Genomic DNA, 13,902 nt, shown 5'->3' on the forward strand with positions numbered 1-13,902 from the left:
GTTGACTTTTGGCACGCTGTTGAGTTCTCAAGGAACGGACACTTCCTTCGGACCGCCTTCCAGCGGGCCCTCCGGGCGCTTCGTTCTTTCGTGTTCCCAGCTTATCAGATCCTCGCGGCCGTTCTTACCGGCGCTTGTTTCTCTGAATTCCCGCTGGGGGGATTTCCTTCGACTTCGCTCCGAAGCTTATCAAAGCTTTCGGTGTGCTCAGTTCCGGGGGTTTACCTCGTCAAAGGGCGCGCACTTCGTGAAATGCGATCGCCCTGATTCGGCGGTGTCGTAGACACTAACGCCTCGGACCGGATGTTGTCCAACCAGTCCCAACCGTTGAAACCTACTAGCCCGCTCGTGCCACGTCAATGGTTTGACCGGGATGCGAGAAGAGTAGCAGGTCAGCGGCATGTCGATCACATCGGCTCAGGCCGCGACCGGCTGAAGGTCCGCCCGATCGGCCGCGTCCAGATCACCGGTCTCGCCGTTCGCCGCGGCCTTCCGGCCCAGGACGAGGGCGTAGAACAGGAATGCGACCTCGGCCAGCGCGCCGATCGTGATGCGGGCCCAGGTGGGCAGGCCGGAGGGGGTGACGAAGGCTTCCAGGACACCGGAGACCCCCAGCACCGTCGCGAGGCCGATGGCCATGCCGATGATGGACCGGCCCTGTTCCGCCAGGGCCGTCCCCCGGGTCCGCGGGCCGGGGTCGATGATGGTCCAGCCCAGGCGCAGGCCCAGCCCGCCGGCCACGAAGACGGCGGTGAGCTCCAGCAGACCGTGCGGAATGAGCAGACCGAGGAAGACGTCGAGCCGGCCGGCCGAGGCCATCAGCCCGACCCCGAGGCCGAGGTTGAGGACGTTGCTCCACAGCACGAAGAGCACCGGGATGCCCAGCGCGATCCCGAACAGCAGGCACTGCACGGCGATCCAGGCGTTGTTCGTCCAGACCTGGGCCGCGAACGAGCTCGCCGGGCGGTCCGAGTAATACGCCTCGTACTCGCCGCCGGGCCTGGTCATCTCTCGGAGCGTGTCCGGCGTGGCCAGGCTGTTCCGGACCTCCGGGTGGGTCGCGACCCACCACGCGATCACGGCGGTGGCGAGCAGCGAGAGCACGGCCACCGGCAGCCACCAGCGGCGCGAGCGGTAGAGCGCGGCCGGGAAGCTCACGCTGTAGTAGCGCGCGACGTCCCGCCAGCCGCTGGTGCGGGTGCCCGTGACGGCGTCGCGGGCCCGCGAGACCAGGCTGGTGAGCCGGCCCTCCAGGGTGGGGTCGGGCGCGGCGGCCTGCACCCTGGCCAGGTGACCGGTGACGCGTTGGTAGAGGGTGACCAGCTCGTCCGCCTCCTCGCCGCTGAGCCGGCGGTTCTTGGCGAGGGCGTCCAGCCGTGCCCACTCCCCCTGGTGGGTGGCGACGAAGACGTCCAGGTCCATGCGGCAGCTCCATGGTCGGCGCGGGGCGCGCGGGCAGGCGGGGTGCGGACAGGTGGGCCCAGCATGCCAGGGGCGGCGGCCACCCGGGCCGCCGGGACCTCCCTTCCCGAGCGGGTCCGCGGCCCCGTATGTTGACGACTGCAGATCACGGGGTCGTGGGGGCCGATCCGACGGCCTTCCCTCCCCGCGGACCGCGGACCATGAACCACCGACGGGAACGGACGGGTGTCTTGAGCGACCTGGTGACGGGCGAGGCGGTCGTCCTCGGCCTGCGCACGGCGAAGCTTCCGAGCCGGGCGCTGGCGACCGGGCTGGACCTGCTCGTACAGGGCGCCGCACTGGTGGTGACGTCCCTGGTACTGAGCTTCGCCCTGGTCGACCTCGACGGTGCGGCCCTCGCCGCCGTCCTGCTCGGGCTGATGGTGTTCTTCCTGGTCGGCCTGCCCGTCATGGTCGAGACCCTCACCCGGGGGCGCTCTCTCGGAAAGGCCGCGCTGGGCCTGCGGGTGGTGCGCAGCGACGGCGGACCGGTGCGGTTCCGGCACTCGCTGGTGCGCGGGCTGGTCGGGTTCTTCGAGATCATCGTGCTGAGCGGGGTGCCGGCGGCGATCTGCTCGGCGGTCTCGGCGGACGGCAAGCGGCTCGGCGATGTCTTCGCGGGGACCCTGGTGGTCCGCGAGCGGGTGCCCGGGGGCGGCGGTGCGGCGAACGCGCTGCCGCCGGTGCACCCGCAGCTGCTGCAGACGATCGGCGGCGAGCTGGTCGCCCTGGACCTCTCCGCCGTGCCGGAGCCGCTCTGGCTGGCGATCCGCCAGCTGCTCGGCCGGGTCGGCGAGCTGGACCCGGCGGTGGCGCACCGGATGTCCGCCCGGCTCGCCGACGACCTCGCCGCGCGCACCGGCCACCCCGTCCCGTACGGGCTGCACCCGGCGGCGTACCTCGGCGCGGTGCTGACCGAGCGCCAGCGGCGGGAGTGGACCAGGGCCCAGGGCTATGGACTTCAGCACCAGCCGCGGCCCCACGTCCAGCCGCCCACGGCACCGGCCGCACCGGCACCCGCCTCCGCACCCGCGATGCCCACGACTCCCCCGGTACAAGCCCAGCCCCAGGCCCGACCCCAGCCCCAGCCGGCCCCCGCCCCGCAGCCGGCCCCCGGCACCGGATTCGCCCCGCCCGCCTGACCCGCCCGCCTGACCCGCCCGCCTGACCCGCAGGGCAACCCGGGCGGCCGCCCGCTACCGGCCGTCGAACTCGACCGGCCAGGCGTTCGGCGGCGACTCCAGCTCCTCCAGCTCCACCCCCGCCGCGGCCAGCACCACGTCCCCCGCCAGGTGCACCACCTGCTGCTCGCCCGTCTCCAGGTCCGCCACCTGGTAGCGCTCGACCAGCAGCGGCCCCGAGTCCGTCGCGTGCGTCTCCACCGCCTCCAGCAGCCAGCCCTGGTCGAAGGTGCGCGGCGCCAGCACCGGCTCGGTGAACGCGACCAGCCGCACCTTGGCGCTCGCCCCCTCCCGCAGCCGCAGCAGCCGGGCGGTGGCGACCAGGAAGGCCGGCGAGCGCCCGGCGAAGCCGTGGGCCCGGTCGTGCCCCTCCACCGCGTGCTCCCCGGCCGGGTCGGCCGGGTCGGTGCGCACCCAGGCCACCCCGTCGACCGCCCCGCCGCGGACCTGCCAGCCGCCCGCCTTCAGCTCCGTCCGCAGCGGCCGGGCCCGGGAGTCCAGCGTGAGGTCGAGGGTGCCGAGAACCCGGCCCTCCGGCCCGTACGTCTTGGAGACGTACCGCCAGCCGGCCGGACCGGGCGCGCAGCTGAACCGCTCCTCGCCGAGCAGGACGTGGTCATGGGTGTCGTGGAGCGAGTACCGGCCGTTGGGCATGCCCGAAAGCCTACGTGGACGATCACGGCCGTTCGGCATGCAACGTTCGGCGGGGGTGCCCGCATTAGGGGGGTGGACGGCGCGGTTCGGCGCCGTCGGTACTACGGAAGGGGGGCAGGGATGGCGAAGACGGCACGCGAAGCGGAGTTCACCGAGTACGTGGCGTCCAGGAGCGGCTGGCTGCGCAAGGTCGCCTACTTGCTGTGCGGGGACTGGCACCGCGCGGACGACCTGGTCCAGGAGAGCATCACCAAGCTCTACGTGAACTGGCCACGGGCCGGAAGGGTCGAGAACGTCGACGGCTACGCCCGCAAGGTGCTGGTCAACACGTTCCTCGCCGAGCAGCGGTCACCCTGGTGGCGCCGGACGACGCGCAACGGCACGGCGCCCGACACGGCGAGCGTGGGCGTCGACCTCGACGCCTCCCTCGACCTGCGCAAGGCGCTGGCCGCGCTGCCGCCGCGGCAGCGGGCCACCGTGGTGCTCCGGTACTACTGCGACCTGACGATCGACCAGGCCGCCGAGGCGCTGGGCTGCTCGTCCGGCAACGTCAAGAGCCAGACCTCGCGCGGTCTGGAGGCGCTCCGCGTCTCCCTCGCCGCCCGCCCCGCCACCGCAGAGAGGACGTCATGACGAACAACGAGTACCAGAACCTCACGGGGCGGTTGAGCTCGCTGGCCGACGAGCCCGCCCCGCCGTCCGCCGTCGACACCGCCTGGGCCGTCGTCCGCGGCCGGTCGCGGCTGCGCCGCCGGCGCGGGGCCGCGTGGGGCGCGGCGGCGGCGGTGACGGCGGCAGCGGTCCTGGGCGGTTCGCTGCTGACCCGGCCGGCCGGCGGGAGCGCCGCGCCGGAGGCGCCGGGCACGCTCGTCGCCGCGAGCTCCCCCCAGGTCTCGTCCGCCGCGCGCACGGGCACCGACCCCTTCTTCACCGAGGCGCGGTTCGGCTGGCTGCCGGACTCGCTGAACGCGGCGGGCGGCATCGGCTACGGCTACGCCGACGCGCTGGGCGCCGAGCACACGTCCGCCAAGGTGTGGACGAAGGGGCAGTCCACGCCGAACCTCTCGCTGTCGCTCGCGCCGGGGAACGCCGAGCCCGCGCACGTCGGCCGGCACACGGTCCCGGCTCCGCCGGTCGACGGGCGTTCGGCCCACTGGCTGGTCTCCGACAACCCGTTGCCGGTCGACCCGGTGACCCTGTCCTGGGAGACGGCCTCGGGCCGGTGGGCGCAGCTGGACGCCTACGCGCCGAAGGAGGCCAAGCCGGAGGAGACGCTGCTGCGGATCGCGGCCGGGGCCCGCTTCGGGCGGACCGACCTCCCGCTGCCGGTCTACCTGACGGGGCTTCCGGCGGCGTTCAAGGTGTCGGCGGTGTCGTTGCTGCGGCCCTCGGCCGTCATCGACGAGCCCTGGCGGGTCAGCCTGGCGCTCACCGCCGAGAAGCTCTCGGTCGACGTCATGGTCCAGCCGGAGACCGCCGAGCCCGCGGTCGCTCCGCCGGGCGCCGACCCGCGCGAGTGCGAGGTGGACAAGGGCGTGCGGATCTGCGTGTCGACCCGCTCCGGGGCGAACCCGGCGCTGGAGGCGATCGGCGGGCTCCCCGGGGTGCTGGCGAAGATCAGGTCCGTGGGTGCCGACGAGAGCGCCTGGACGACCGACGTCCTGCGCTGACCGGGCCCGGACGCGGCCGTGGCCGGCACCCCGCGAAGGGGCGCCGGCCACGGCCGCGTCACCTGATCAGTAGCGGTACTGGTCCGCCTTGTACGGGCCCTCGACCGGGACGCCGATGTAGTCGGCCTGGTCCTTGGTCAGGGTGGTCAGCTTCACGCCCAGCGCGTCGAGGTGCAGACGGGCGACCTTCTCGTCCAGGTGCTTCGGCAGCACGTAGACGCCGATCGGGTACTGCTCGGTCTTCGTGAACAGCTCGATCTGCGCGATCGTCTGGTTGGCGAAGGAGTTGGACATCACGAACGACGGGTGGCCGGTCGCGTTGCCCAGGTTCAGCAGGCGGCCCTCGGAGAGGACGATGATGGTGCGGCCGTCCTCCTTGCGCCACTCGTGGACCTGCGGCTTGACCTCGGTCTTCACGACACCCGGCAGCTGGGCCAGGCCGGCCATGTCGATCTCGTTGTCGAAGTGGCCGATGTTGCCGACGATGGCCTGGTGCTTCATCCGGGCCATGTGCGAGGCCATGATGATGTCCTTGTTGCCCGTCGTCGTGATGAAGATGTCGGCCGTCTCCACGACGTCGTCCAGGGTCGCGACCTGGTAGCCGTCCATCGCCGCCTGGAGCGCGCAGATCGGGTCGATCTCGGTGACGATGACGCGGGCGCCCTGGCCGCGCAGCGACTCGGCGCAGCCCTTGCCCACGTCGCCGTAGCCGGCGACGACCGCGACCTTGCCGCCGATCAGCACGTCGGTGGCACGGTTGATGCCGTCGATCAGCGAGTGGCGGCAGCCGTACTTGTTGTCGAACTTCGACTTGGTGACCGAGTCGTTGACGTTGATCGCCGGGAACAGCAGCTTGCCGTCGCGGTGCATCTCGTACAGGCGGTGGACACCGGTGGTGGTCTCCTCGGTCACGCCCTTGATGGTGGCGGCGACCTCGGTCCACTTGTTCGGGGTCTCGACCAGGGTGCGGTTGAGCAGCTCCAGGATGATCCGGAACTCGTCGTTGTCCGCGGTCGACGGGTCCGGCGCGGAGCCGGCCTTCTCGAACTCGACACCCTTGTGGATCAGCAGGGTGGCGTCGCCGCCGTCGTCCAGGATCATGTTCGGGGTCTGGCCGTTCGGCCAGGTCAGCGCCTGCTCGGTGCACCACCAGTACTCGTCCAGCGTCTCGCCCTTCCAGGCGAAGACCGGCACACCCTGCGGGTTCTCGGGGGTGCCCTCCGGGCCGACCGCGATGGCGGCGGCGGCGTGGTCCTGGGTGGAGAAGATGTTGCAGGAGCACCAGCGGACCTCGGCACCGAGGGCGGTGAGGGTCTCGATCAGCACCGCGGTCTGCACGGTCATGTGCAGCGAGCCGGTGATGCGGGCGCCGGCGAGCGGCTGCGAGGCGGCGTACTCGGCGCGGATCGTCATCAGGCCGGGCATCTCGTGCTCGGCCAGCTGGATCTCCTTGCGGCCGAACGGCGCCAGGGAAAGGTCGGCGACCTTGAAGTCACCGGTGATGTCGGTCGACATGCGTCTGCTCCTCGCTGATGGGGATGGGGCAAGGCCAAAGGTCCTGGGTGTGCGTCGCGGCACGGCGGGGACGCACGGGTGCGCGGCAACGCCTGGGCCACCGGATCCGCGGCGGGACCGGTTCCCTGCTGCTCAGCACAAACCGTCGGAGGACCTCTCTCCCTCGACCGGTACGCGCCCCCAGGGGACGGAACACCGATCGACCGCCATCAGCAGCGACGTTCTGGCTCTGGTGACGAATCTACACCGGCGGGCCCGGACGGCGGCTCGCTATGACCGTTTTTCGGCCCGCGCACCGCCGCCCCGGGGGTGCGGGTGCTCAGTGCGCGCCGGGCACCGGTCCACCGGGCGTGGCGTACGGGTCGTCGCCCTGCGCCTCCTTCTCGGCGCTGTACACGTCGGGCTCCAGGTAGATCGCCCGGGCGATCGGGACGGCCCGGCGGACGCGGATCTCGGCGGCGTCGATGGCCTGCGCCACCTGCGCGGCGGAGTCCTCCGCGTTGACCGCGATCTTGGCGGCGACCAGCAGTTCCTCCGGGCCGAGGTGCAGGGTCCGCATGTGGATCACGCGGGCGACGGAGTCGTGGTCGACCAGCGCGTCGCGGATCTCGGCCACCACCTCCGGGTGGGCGGACTCGCCGATCAGCAGCGACCTGGTCTCCGATGCCAGCACGAGGGCGATCACGATCAGCAGCAGGCCGATCGCCAGGGTGCCGATACCGTCCCAGACGCCGTCCCCGGTGATCACGGTCAGGCCGACGCCGAAGAGCGCCAGCACCAGACCGATCAGTGCGCCGGTGTCCTCCAGCAGGACGACCGGCAGCTCCGGCGCCTTGGCCCGGCGGATGTAGGCGGGCCAGCCGTGCGTGCCCTTGTCCTTGACGGCTTCGCGGTAGGCGGTGAAGAAGGACCACGCCTCCAGCCCGATCGCCAGCACCAGCACGCCGATCGGCCAGTACCAGTTGTCCAGCTCGTGCGGGTGGGCGATCTTCTCGTAGCCCTCGTAGACGGCGAACATGCCACCGACGCTGAACAGCACGATGGAGACCAGGAACGCGTAGATGTAGCGCTCGCGCCCGTAGCCGAACGGGTGCTCCTGGGTGGCCGCCCGCTGCGAGCGCTTGCCGCCGACCAGCAGCAGCACCTGGTTGCCCGAGTCGGCCAGCGAGTGGACGCCCTCGGCCAGCATCGAGGAGGAGCCGGAGAACGCGAAGGCCACGAACTTGCTGACCGCGATGCCCAGGTTCGCCGCCAGGGCCGCGACCAGGGCCTTGGTACCGCCTTCGGTGCTCATGCCGGTGTGGATCCCTCCGCCGGGGGCCGCTCGGGCGGCCCGCGCTCTGCTCTGTCGGGTGCTGCCTCGGCCGGGTCGCGCCCCGGCCGAGTCCGTCGAGCGCATACGGTACCGGGCCGCCGCGCCGCGGGGTCGGGACGGCGCCGCGGCCCCGGCCCGGGAGGGCGCCGCGCCGCGGGCTCAGGACTGCGCCGCGAGCCCCAGGTAGACGGCGGCGAAGTCGGTCAGCGCGATCAGGTCGGCCAGCGCGTGCAGCGGGTCGGGCCGGGTGGTGGCGTACTCGGTGAGCCGGACGTCGTGGGCGGCGGCCAGCCGCTGCCCCCGGGTGACCGGGTAGCTGCGCGGACGCTCGTCGTCGGCCGGCACCTCGGCCGGGCCCCGGTCCTCCTCGCCGGGGGCCGGCGTGCCCGGGAGGTGCCGCAGCACCAGCACCTGGAGGTGCAGCGGGTCGGGCTCGTCGACCCGGTCGCGGAAGAAGTCGTCGGGGTCGGCCCCCGCGCCGAGCTGGCCGGCGAACATGCCGCGGTGCGCGGTCAGCACCTGCGGCAGCAGACCGGCCGGCGCCGGGCGGCCGGCCCGCTCGGCGAGCTGGGTGGTGAACCGGGCGGCGGCCGCGCCGGCCACCGGCCCCTCTGCCCAGAGCAGCGGCACGGTACCGGCCAGCCGGGCGGCCAGGCTCTTGGCGGGGTTGGTGTACGCGGCCGCGTCCGGCCGGCAGCGCACCGCGGCCTCGTCCAGCAGGTCCGCGGTGGCGGCCGGCGCGTCGTAGGGCAGCTGGGTGACGCCGAGCTTCTGGGCCAGCGCCAGCAGCGGGGCGAGGTGGGCCCAGAGCGCGGCCGGGTCCTCGGCCGGGAGGTCGGGCTCGGCCCCCGGCCCGGCCGGGGGCGTGCCGTCGTCGGGCAGGTTGGACGGCACGTAGGGCAGCGGCAGCGCGCGGACCTGGAGGGCGGCCTCGGCCAGCCTGCTGCCGGCGGGGGCGGTGACGACGATGGCGCAGCCGCGCGCGTAGGCCTGTTCGGCGAGGGCGACCAGGCCCTGCTCGCCGCCGTCGGCGGAGCTGATCACCAGCAGGTCGAGCGGTCCGGCCCAGCCCGGGAGCTGCCAGGCCATCCCGTCGGCGAACACCGGCGGCGCGCTGGCCCGGTCGGTGCGCGGCGGCGCCGCCGCGTCGGTGGGCGGCAGCGGCGCGATCAGGCTGGCGGTGCCGGCCAGCGCGGCGAGGATCTCGCCCGCCGTCAGCGCGCTGCCGTGGCCCGCCACCAGCACGGCGCGCGGTCGGCCGTCGGGGCGCAGCCGGTCCAGGCCGGCCGCGTCGGCGAGCCGCAGGGCGGTGCGGACCCGTGCGCCGGCGCCGGCCAGGGCCAGCAGCGCGCGGTCGCGGTCGGCGCGCTGGAGGGCGGCCGGGTCGTCGAGCAGGGTGTCGTCGAGCATGCGGCGGGCCTCCGGCTGCTGGCAGGGCGCTGGGGGTGGCGGGGGCGGGTACGGGTCCGTGCCCCCTGCGGGTCTTGGCCCCAAGGATCAGGCCGGGCGGCGGGCCTCGTCCACCAGCAGGACCGGAATGCCGTCCCGGACGGGGTAGGCGAGGCCGCAGCCCTCACCGGTGCAGAGCAGCTCGGGGTGCTCCTCGCTGCCGCCTTCGGTGAGCGCGGCCCGGCACTGCGGGCAGACCAGGATCTCCAGCAGGAAGGATTCGAGCTTCATGGGGTGTCGGGCTCCAGATCTCGGGGGTGGCACGGCGGTGCCCCGGCCAGGAGGAAACCCTACCGGCCGGGGCACAGGCGGCGTGCGTCAGGCGCGTGCGTCGGGCGCACGCCTCGGGACGCCCGCCGGGGGCGTGCGTCGGGCGGGTGTCAGCCGCGGACGATGGCGAGCACGCCGTCGCGCAGCTCCGCCATCCGCGCCGGGTCCTTGGCCTCGACGTTGAGGCGCAGCAGCGGCTCGGTGTTGGAGGCGCGCAGGTTGAACCACCAGTCCGGCCCGGCGACGGTGAGGCCGTCCAGCTCGTCCACGGTGGTGCCCTCCAGGCCGGCGTACGCGGCGCGGACGGCGGCGGAGCGGCCGGCCTGGTCGGCGACGGTGCTGTTGATCTCGCCGGAGGCGGCGTAGCGGTCGTACTCGGCGGTGAGCGCGGAGAGCGTGCCGTCCTGCCCGCCGAGGGCGGCCAGCACGTGGAGCGCGGCCAGCATGCCGGTGTCGGCGCGCCAGAAGTCGCGGAAGTAGTAGTGCGCGGAGTGCTCGCCGCCGAAGACCGCGTCGGTGACGGCCATCTCCTGCTTGATGAAGGAGTGGCCGACCCGGGTGCGGACCGGCTTGCCGCCGAGCTCGCGGACCACCTCGGGGACGGTCCAGGAGGTGATCAGGTTGTGGATGACGGTCGGCTCGTCCTCGCCGGCCGCCTTGGCCCGGGCGATCTCGCGGACCGCGACCAGGGCGGTGATGGCGGACGGGGAGACCGGCTCGCCGCGCTCGTCGACCACGAAGCAGCGGTCGGCGTCGCCGTCGAAGGCGAGCCCGAGGTCGGCGCCGACCTCGCGGACCTTGGCCTGCAGGTCGACGAGGTTCTTCGGGTCGAGCGGGTTGGCCTCGTGGTTGGGGAAGGTGCCGTCCAGCTCGAAGTACATCGGGACGAGCTCGATCGGCAGGCCGTCGAAGACGGTCGGCACGGTGTGGCCGCCCATCCCGTTGCCGGCGTCGACGGCGACCTTGAGCGGGCGGATCGCGGTCAGGTCGACCAGGCCGAGCAGGTGGTCGGCGTAGCCGCGCAGGGTGTCCTGGGCGGACAGCGCGCCGGGCTTGACGTCCCGCACGGGCACGGTGACCGTGTCGTCCTCGCCGGTCCAGGACTCGACCAGCTCGCGGATGTCGGCGAGGCCGGTGTCCTGGCCGACCGGGGCGGCGCCGGCCCGGCAGAGCTTGATGCCGTTGTACTGCGCCGGGTTGTGGCTGGCGGTGAACATCGCGCCGGGCAGGTCGAGCTTGCCGCTGGCGTAGTACAGCTGGTCGGTCGAGCAGAGGCCGATCTCGACCACGTCGGCGCCGTAGGCGGCGGCGCCCTCGGCGAAGGCCCGGCTCAGCGACGGGGAGGACGGCCGCATGTCGTGGCCGGTGACGATCGAGGACGCTCCGGTGACCTGCACGAACGCGGCGCCGAAGGCCCGCGCGAGGCTCTCGTCCCACTGGTCCGGGACGACGCCTCGAACGTCGTACGCCTTCACGAGCTGCTTGAGGTCGCGCACTGCGGCTCCACCCTGGTCTCTGTCTGATCGGTGTGCTTCCCGGGGCCGGCCGGCCGCCCCCGGGTCACGATACGTCGGGGCACCGCGCCGTCGGGCGGGCGGTAGACGGGCAGCGTACCGGGGCCGGGTGGCCGCTCCTCGCCCGGTGCGGGCGGGGCGGGCCGTCAGTTGTCGGGCGAGCGCAGCACGCGCAGGTGGCCGCGGCGGCCGGCCTCGGTGGACTCGCCGTCGGGGCCTCGGCCCTGACGGGGGGTCTGCGGGCGGGCGGCCTCGCGGACGGCGTTGGCGAGCGCTTCGAGGTCGTCGCTGCTGCGGCGCAGCGGACCGGCCTCGGCGGCGAGCCGGACGACCTCCCAGCCGCGCGGGGCGGTGAGGCGCTCGGCGTGCTCGGCGCACAGGTCGTAGCAGTGCGGCTCGGCGTAGGTGGCGAGCGGGCCGAGGACGGCGGTGGAGTCCGCGTAGACGTACGTCAGCGTCGCGACGGCCGGTCGGCCGCACGCGGTCCGCGAACAACGACGTACAGAGCTCACGAGGGTGGACGGTACCGCACTCCTCGCCGGGGAGCGAAGACCGCCTGTCCGGAGGGCGTGCCGTGTCGCGCTCCGCGCGCCCGTCCGTGCACCCGCCGCCCTGGCCGTTCGCTGTCGAGGTGGTCCACTTCCGACCGTCCAAGGACTACCCTCGGCAGTGATATGGACAGCTCTGCACCGCAGTCATCGACGGGACCTTCGCGCCGCCCGCGCCACCGCGACCGGCACGGCAGGGGTCTGCGCGGCCCGCTGGCGCCTCCGCAGGTGCCGATCTCGCTCACCCGCTCCGAGTTGTTCGACGACTACGTGCGCGAGTCGGTGGAGCGTCTCGAACGGCGTTGGCCTCAGCTGATCGAAGTGGAGTTCGCCGTCCAGGAGGTCCCGCTGCGCGAGGCGCAGGGGCCGGACACGGACGGCGGGGTGCCGCTGGGGCAGGTGTCGCCGGGCCGGCAGGGGCGCAAGAGCCAGATCGTGGTGTACCGCCGGCCGGTGGAGATCCGGGCGAAGTCGCGGGAGGACCGCGCCGCCCTGGTGCACGAGATCCTGATCGAGCAGGTGGCGGAGCTGCTGGGGCTGTCGCCGGACGCCATCGACCCGCGCTACGACGAGGAGTGACCCGACGACGGAGGGGCGGTACCCGGTGCCGGGTACCGCCCCTCCGTCATGGCGTCAGCGGAGCACGACCGCCGGGTCCTGGGCGGCCCGCGGGACCTTGACGCTGCTGCGGTCGTCGCGGAGCGCCTGGACGGTGAACATCGGGACGTCCTTGGTCGGGATCGCCAGCATCCGGGCGGCGACGACGGGCCCGCCGGAGACGGTCTCCACGGTCAGCGCGAAGGCGCCGTTCAGACCGGTGGGCTCGGGCGCCGGGACGGCGACCGTGCCGCCGGCGGGCAGCTCGACGTCCTTGCTGACCGGGGTGCCCCCGCCGCTGCCGGCCGAGGCGGTGACCTTGACCTTGGCGGCCTCACCGGTGGAGGTGAGGAAGAGCGTGGTCGGGCCGCCGCCGCGGTTGTCGGCCACCGTGGCGCGGGCGCCGACCGGGGCGGTCCCGGTCAGCCAGGCGGCGTCGGACTTGCCGTTCTGGCCCACCCGGTCGATCCGCAGGCCGGCCACCACCGGGGTGGGGTGCTTGTCGTCCGTGGGTGACAGGCGCAGGCCGGCCACCTCGTCCCGGGTGACCTTGCCGAGGTCGACGGCGGCCACCATGCCCGCCTTGACGTGGATCGACTCGTTGCCGGCCGGGGTGAACAGGCCGTTCTTGCCGGAGAGCTGGATCTTCAGGTCCGCGTCGTCCTCCGGCGGCGCCCAGACCACCAGGTGGGCGTTGGCGGTGTCGGCGGGCAGGCCCGGGAGCACCTGGACGGGCGCCGGGGCGGCCGAGGCGGGCACCCAGTCGGCGCCCTTGCTGCCGTCGGCGGCGTGCACGGCGGCGCCGACCCGGCCGCTGCGGGCGACGACGTGCACCGCGAGGTCGGCGACCTGGCCCTTGCTGATGGTGGGCAGCAGGACCGACTGCGAGCTGCCGGGGGCGACGGTGATGCCGTTGGCGGCGTCGTTCTCGATCAGGCCCTTGTCGCCGTACAGCTTGATGTCGACCACGGCCGCGGTGGCCTCGGTGTTGACCAGGCTGACGTAGTCGACCCGGTCGCCCGCGGTGCTGGCGCCGGCGAACCAGAAGCTGGTACCGGCCGGGGTGCAGGTGAGGCCGGAGAGGCCCTGGCCGCGCTGCTCGGTGACGGTGGTGGTCTGGGTCACGGTGAAGCCGGGCGCGAGGGCGCCGGTGGCGACCGCGCCGGTCCCGGGGGCGTTGTCGCTGTTGGCGGCGGGGGCGACCACGGGGGCGCCCGGCTTGGTCAGGTTCAGCCGGGCGTCGCCGGGCGCGGTGTCCTTGGCCGCGACCGGCGCGGTGGTGGCGGCGGCCGTCGGGGCGGACGGTGCGGGAGCGGAGGGCGCCGGGGCGGCGGGGGCCGAGGGCGCGGTGGCGGGCGCCGCCGCGTCGGCGACCCAGCCGACTCCGGCGGCCGCGTCGCCACCGGTGCCGGTGCCGGGCGGGGTGTAGGCGGTGAGGGTGGTCGAGCCGGTCAGGCCCTGGAGCGGCTGCGGGCAGACCAGGGCGGTCCGCTCGACCTGCGCCGAGGTCGCGGCGCCGACCTGGTCCGGGCCGGCCGCGGTGGCCGGCGGGCGCACCTGGGCGACCCCGAACACCACGGCGAGCACCGCGGCGGCGGCCAGCAGCGACTGGGTCGTCTTCGTCCCTCCGGACGACCCCGCGGGGCCGGCTGCGGCGAACGCGGCCTCGTCCGGTGCCCCGGAGCCGGTCCGGCCCTTGGACTTCTTCGGGAAGGCGGGCTTCTTCAT

The 13,902-nt window shown here is 73.9% G+C and carries 13 protein-coding genes; 4 read left to right on the forward strand and 9 right to left on the reverse strand.

All coding sequences use genetic code 11. From position 1 onward, the window contains the following. Nucleotides 1–417: 417 nt before the first annotated feature. A complete protein-coding gene (locus ACZ34W_RS33940; protein ID WP_329487910.1) occupies nt 418–1,422 on the reverse strand; it encodes a stage II sporulation protein M in 1,005 nt (334 codons plus the stop codon). A gap of 230 nt (nt 1,423–1,652) precedes the next feature. Between ACZ34W_RS33940 and ACZ34W_RS33945 the strand changes: the two genes are divergently transcribed. Then, nucleotides 1,653–2,603, forward strand: a complete 951-nt coding sequence (locus tag ACZ34W_RS33945) for an RDD family protein (protein WP_465609679.1) — start codon at nt 1,653–1,655, stop codon at nt 2,601–2,603. Between the two features lie 54 nt (nt 2,604–2,657). Here the strand turns inward: ACZ34W_RS33945 and ACZ34W_RS33950 are convergent, their stop codons facing one another. After that, on the reverse strand, nt 2,658–3,296 hold the full coding sequence (locus ACZ34W_RS33950; RefSeq protein ID WP_329487912.1) for a hypothetical protein: 639 nt from the start codon (nt 3,294–3,296) through the stop codon (nt 2,658–2,660). 120 nt (nt 3,297–3,416) lie between these two features. Here ACZ34W_RS33950 and ACZ34W_RS33955 point away from each other — a divergent pair, with 120 nt between their 5' ends. Further along, nucleotides 3,417–3,929: a SigE family RNA polymerase sigma factor gene (locus ACZ34W_RS33955; protein ID WP_329487913.1), complete on the forward strand. Its 513-nt coding sequence runs from the start codon at nt 3,417–3,419 to the stop codon at nt 3,927–3,929. Then, nucleotides 3,926–4,966 carry a hypothetical protein gene (locus ACZ34W_RS33960; protein WP_465609682.1) on the forward strand — a complete coding sequence of 347 codons (1,041 nt, stop codon included), beginning with the start codon at nt 3,926–3,928 and terminating at the stop codon, nt 4,964–4,966. The genes ACZ34W_RS33955 and ACZ34W_RS33960 overlap by 4 nt, the downstream gene beginning before the upstream one ends. 66 nt (nt 4,967–5,032) lie before the next feature. On the opposite strand, the gene ahcY is transcribed toward ACZ34W_RS33960, so the two are convergent. The 6 genes from ahcY to ACZ34W_RS33990 form a co-directional block, all read right to left on the reverse strand. Further along, the gene (gene ahcY / locus ACZ34W_RS33965) at nt 5,033–6,481 is read right to left on the reverse strand and encodes an adenosylhomocysteinase (RefSeq protein ID WP_329487915.1); all 1,449 of its coding nucleotides are present in this window, start codon (nt 6,479–6,481) and stop codon (nt 5,033–5,035) included. A 319-nt stretch (nt 6,482–6,800) separates the two neighbouring features. Beyond that, complete coding sequence (locus tag ACZ34W_RS33970) at nt 6,801–7,775, reverse strand: cation diffusion facilitator family transporter (RefSeq protein WP_465609685.1); 975 nt, start codon at nt 7,773–7,775, stop codon at nt 6,801–6,803. A 180-nt stretch (nt 7,776–7,955) separates the two neighbouring features. Continuing rightward, complete coding sequence (locus ACZ34W_RS33975) at nt 7,956–9,206, reverse strand: SIS domain-containing protein (protein WP_465609687.1); 1,251 nt, start codon at nt 9,204–9,206, stop codon at nt 7,956–7,958. Between the two features lie 87 nt (nt 9,207–9,293). After that, nucleotides 9,294–9,476, reverse strand: coding sequence for a Trm112 family protein (locus tag ACZ34W_RS33980; protein WP_329487918.1), 183 nt, complete (start codon nt 9,474–9,476; stop codon nt 9,294–9,296). A gap of 149 nt (nt 9,477–9,625) precedes the next feature. Then, nucleotides 9,626–11,011 (reverse strand): phosphomannomutase/phosphoglucomutase, encoded by a 1,386-nt coding sequence (locus ACZ34W_RS33985; protein WP_329487919.1) that lies wholly within the window; start codon nt 11,009–11,011, stop codon nt 9,626–9,628. Nucleotides 11,012–11,175: 164 nt separating this feature from the next. Next, nucleotides 11,176–11,541 (reverse strand): DUF3499 domain-containing protein, encoded by a 366-nt coding sequence (locus ACZ34W_RS33990; protein WP_329487920.1) that lies wholly within the window; start codon nt 11,539–11,541, stop codon nt 11,176–11,178. 162 nt (nt 11,542–11,703) lie between these two features. Between ACZ34W_RS33990 and ACZ34W_RS33995 the strand changes: the two genes are divergently transcribed. Continuing rightward, nucleotides 11,704–12,156, forward strand: coding sequence for a metallopeptidase family protein (locus tag ACZ34W_RS33995; protein ID WP_329487921.1), 453 nt, complete (start codon nt 11,704–11,706; stop codon nt 12,154–12,156). A gap of 54 nt (nt 12,157–12,210) precedes the next feature. On the opposite strand, the gene ACZ34W_RS34000 is transcribed toward ACZ34W_RS33995, so the two are convergent. Beyond that, a complete protein-coding gene (locus tag ACZ34W_RS34000) occupies nt 12,211–13,902 on the reverse strand; it encodes a DUF5719 family protein (RefSeq protein WP_465609690.1) in 1,692 nt (563 codons plus the stop codon).

The organism is Kitasatospora sp. NPDC022856 (assembly GCF_055561235.1).

Coding starts and splice junctions, on each gene's coding strand:
- ACZ34W_RS33940 (WP_329487910.1), bottom strand. CDS start 1,422: ATGGACCTGGACGTCTTCGTCGCCACCCACCAGGGGGAGTGGGCACGG.
- ACZ34W_RS33950 (WP_329487912.1), bottom strand. CDS start 3,296: ATGCCCAACGGCCGGTACTCGCTCCACGACACCCATGACCACGTCCTG.
- ACZ34W_RS33955 (WP_329487913.1), top strand. CDS start 3,417: ATGGCGAAGACGGCACGCGAAGCGGAGTTCACCGAGTACGTGGCGTCC.
- ACZ34W_RS33960 (WP_465609682.1), top strand. CDS start 3,926: ATGACGAACAACGAGTACCAGAACCTCACGGGGCGGTTGAGCTCGCTG.
- ahcY (WP_329487915.1), bottom strand. CDS start 6,481: ATGTCGACCGACATCACCGGTGACTTCAAGGTCGCCGACCTTTCCCTG.
- ACZ34W_RS33970 (WP_465609685.1), bottom strand. CDS start 7,775: ATGAGCACCGAAGGCGGTACCAAGGCCCTGGTCGCGGCCCTGGCGGCG.
- ACZ34W_RS33975 (WP_465609687.1), bottom strand. CDS start 9,206: ATGCTCGACGACACCCTGCTCGACGACCCGGCCGCCCTCCAGCGCGCC.
- ACZ34W_RS33980 (WP_329487918.1), bottom strand. CDS start 9,476: ATGAAGCTCGAATCCTTCCTGCTGGAGATCCTGGTCTGCCCGCAGTGC.
- ACZ34W_RS33995 (WP_329487921.1), top strand. CDS start 11,704: ATGGACAGCTCTGCACCGCAGTCATCGACGGGACCTTCGCGCCGCCCG.
- ACZ34W_RS34000 (WP_465609690.1), bottom strand. CDS start 13,902: ATGAAGAAGCCCGCCTTCCCGAAGAAGTCCAAGGGCCGGACCGGCTCC.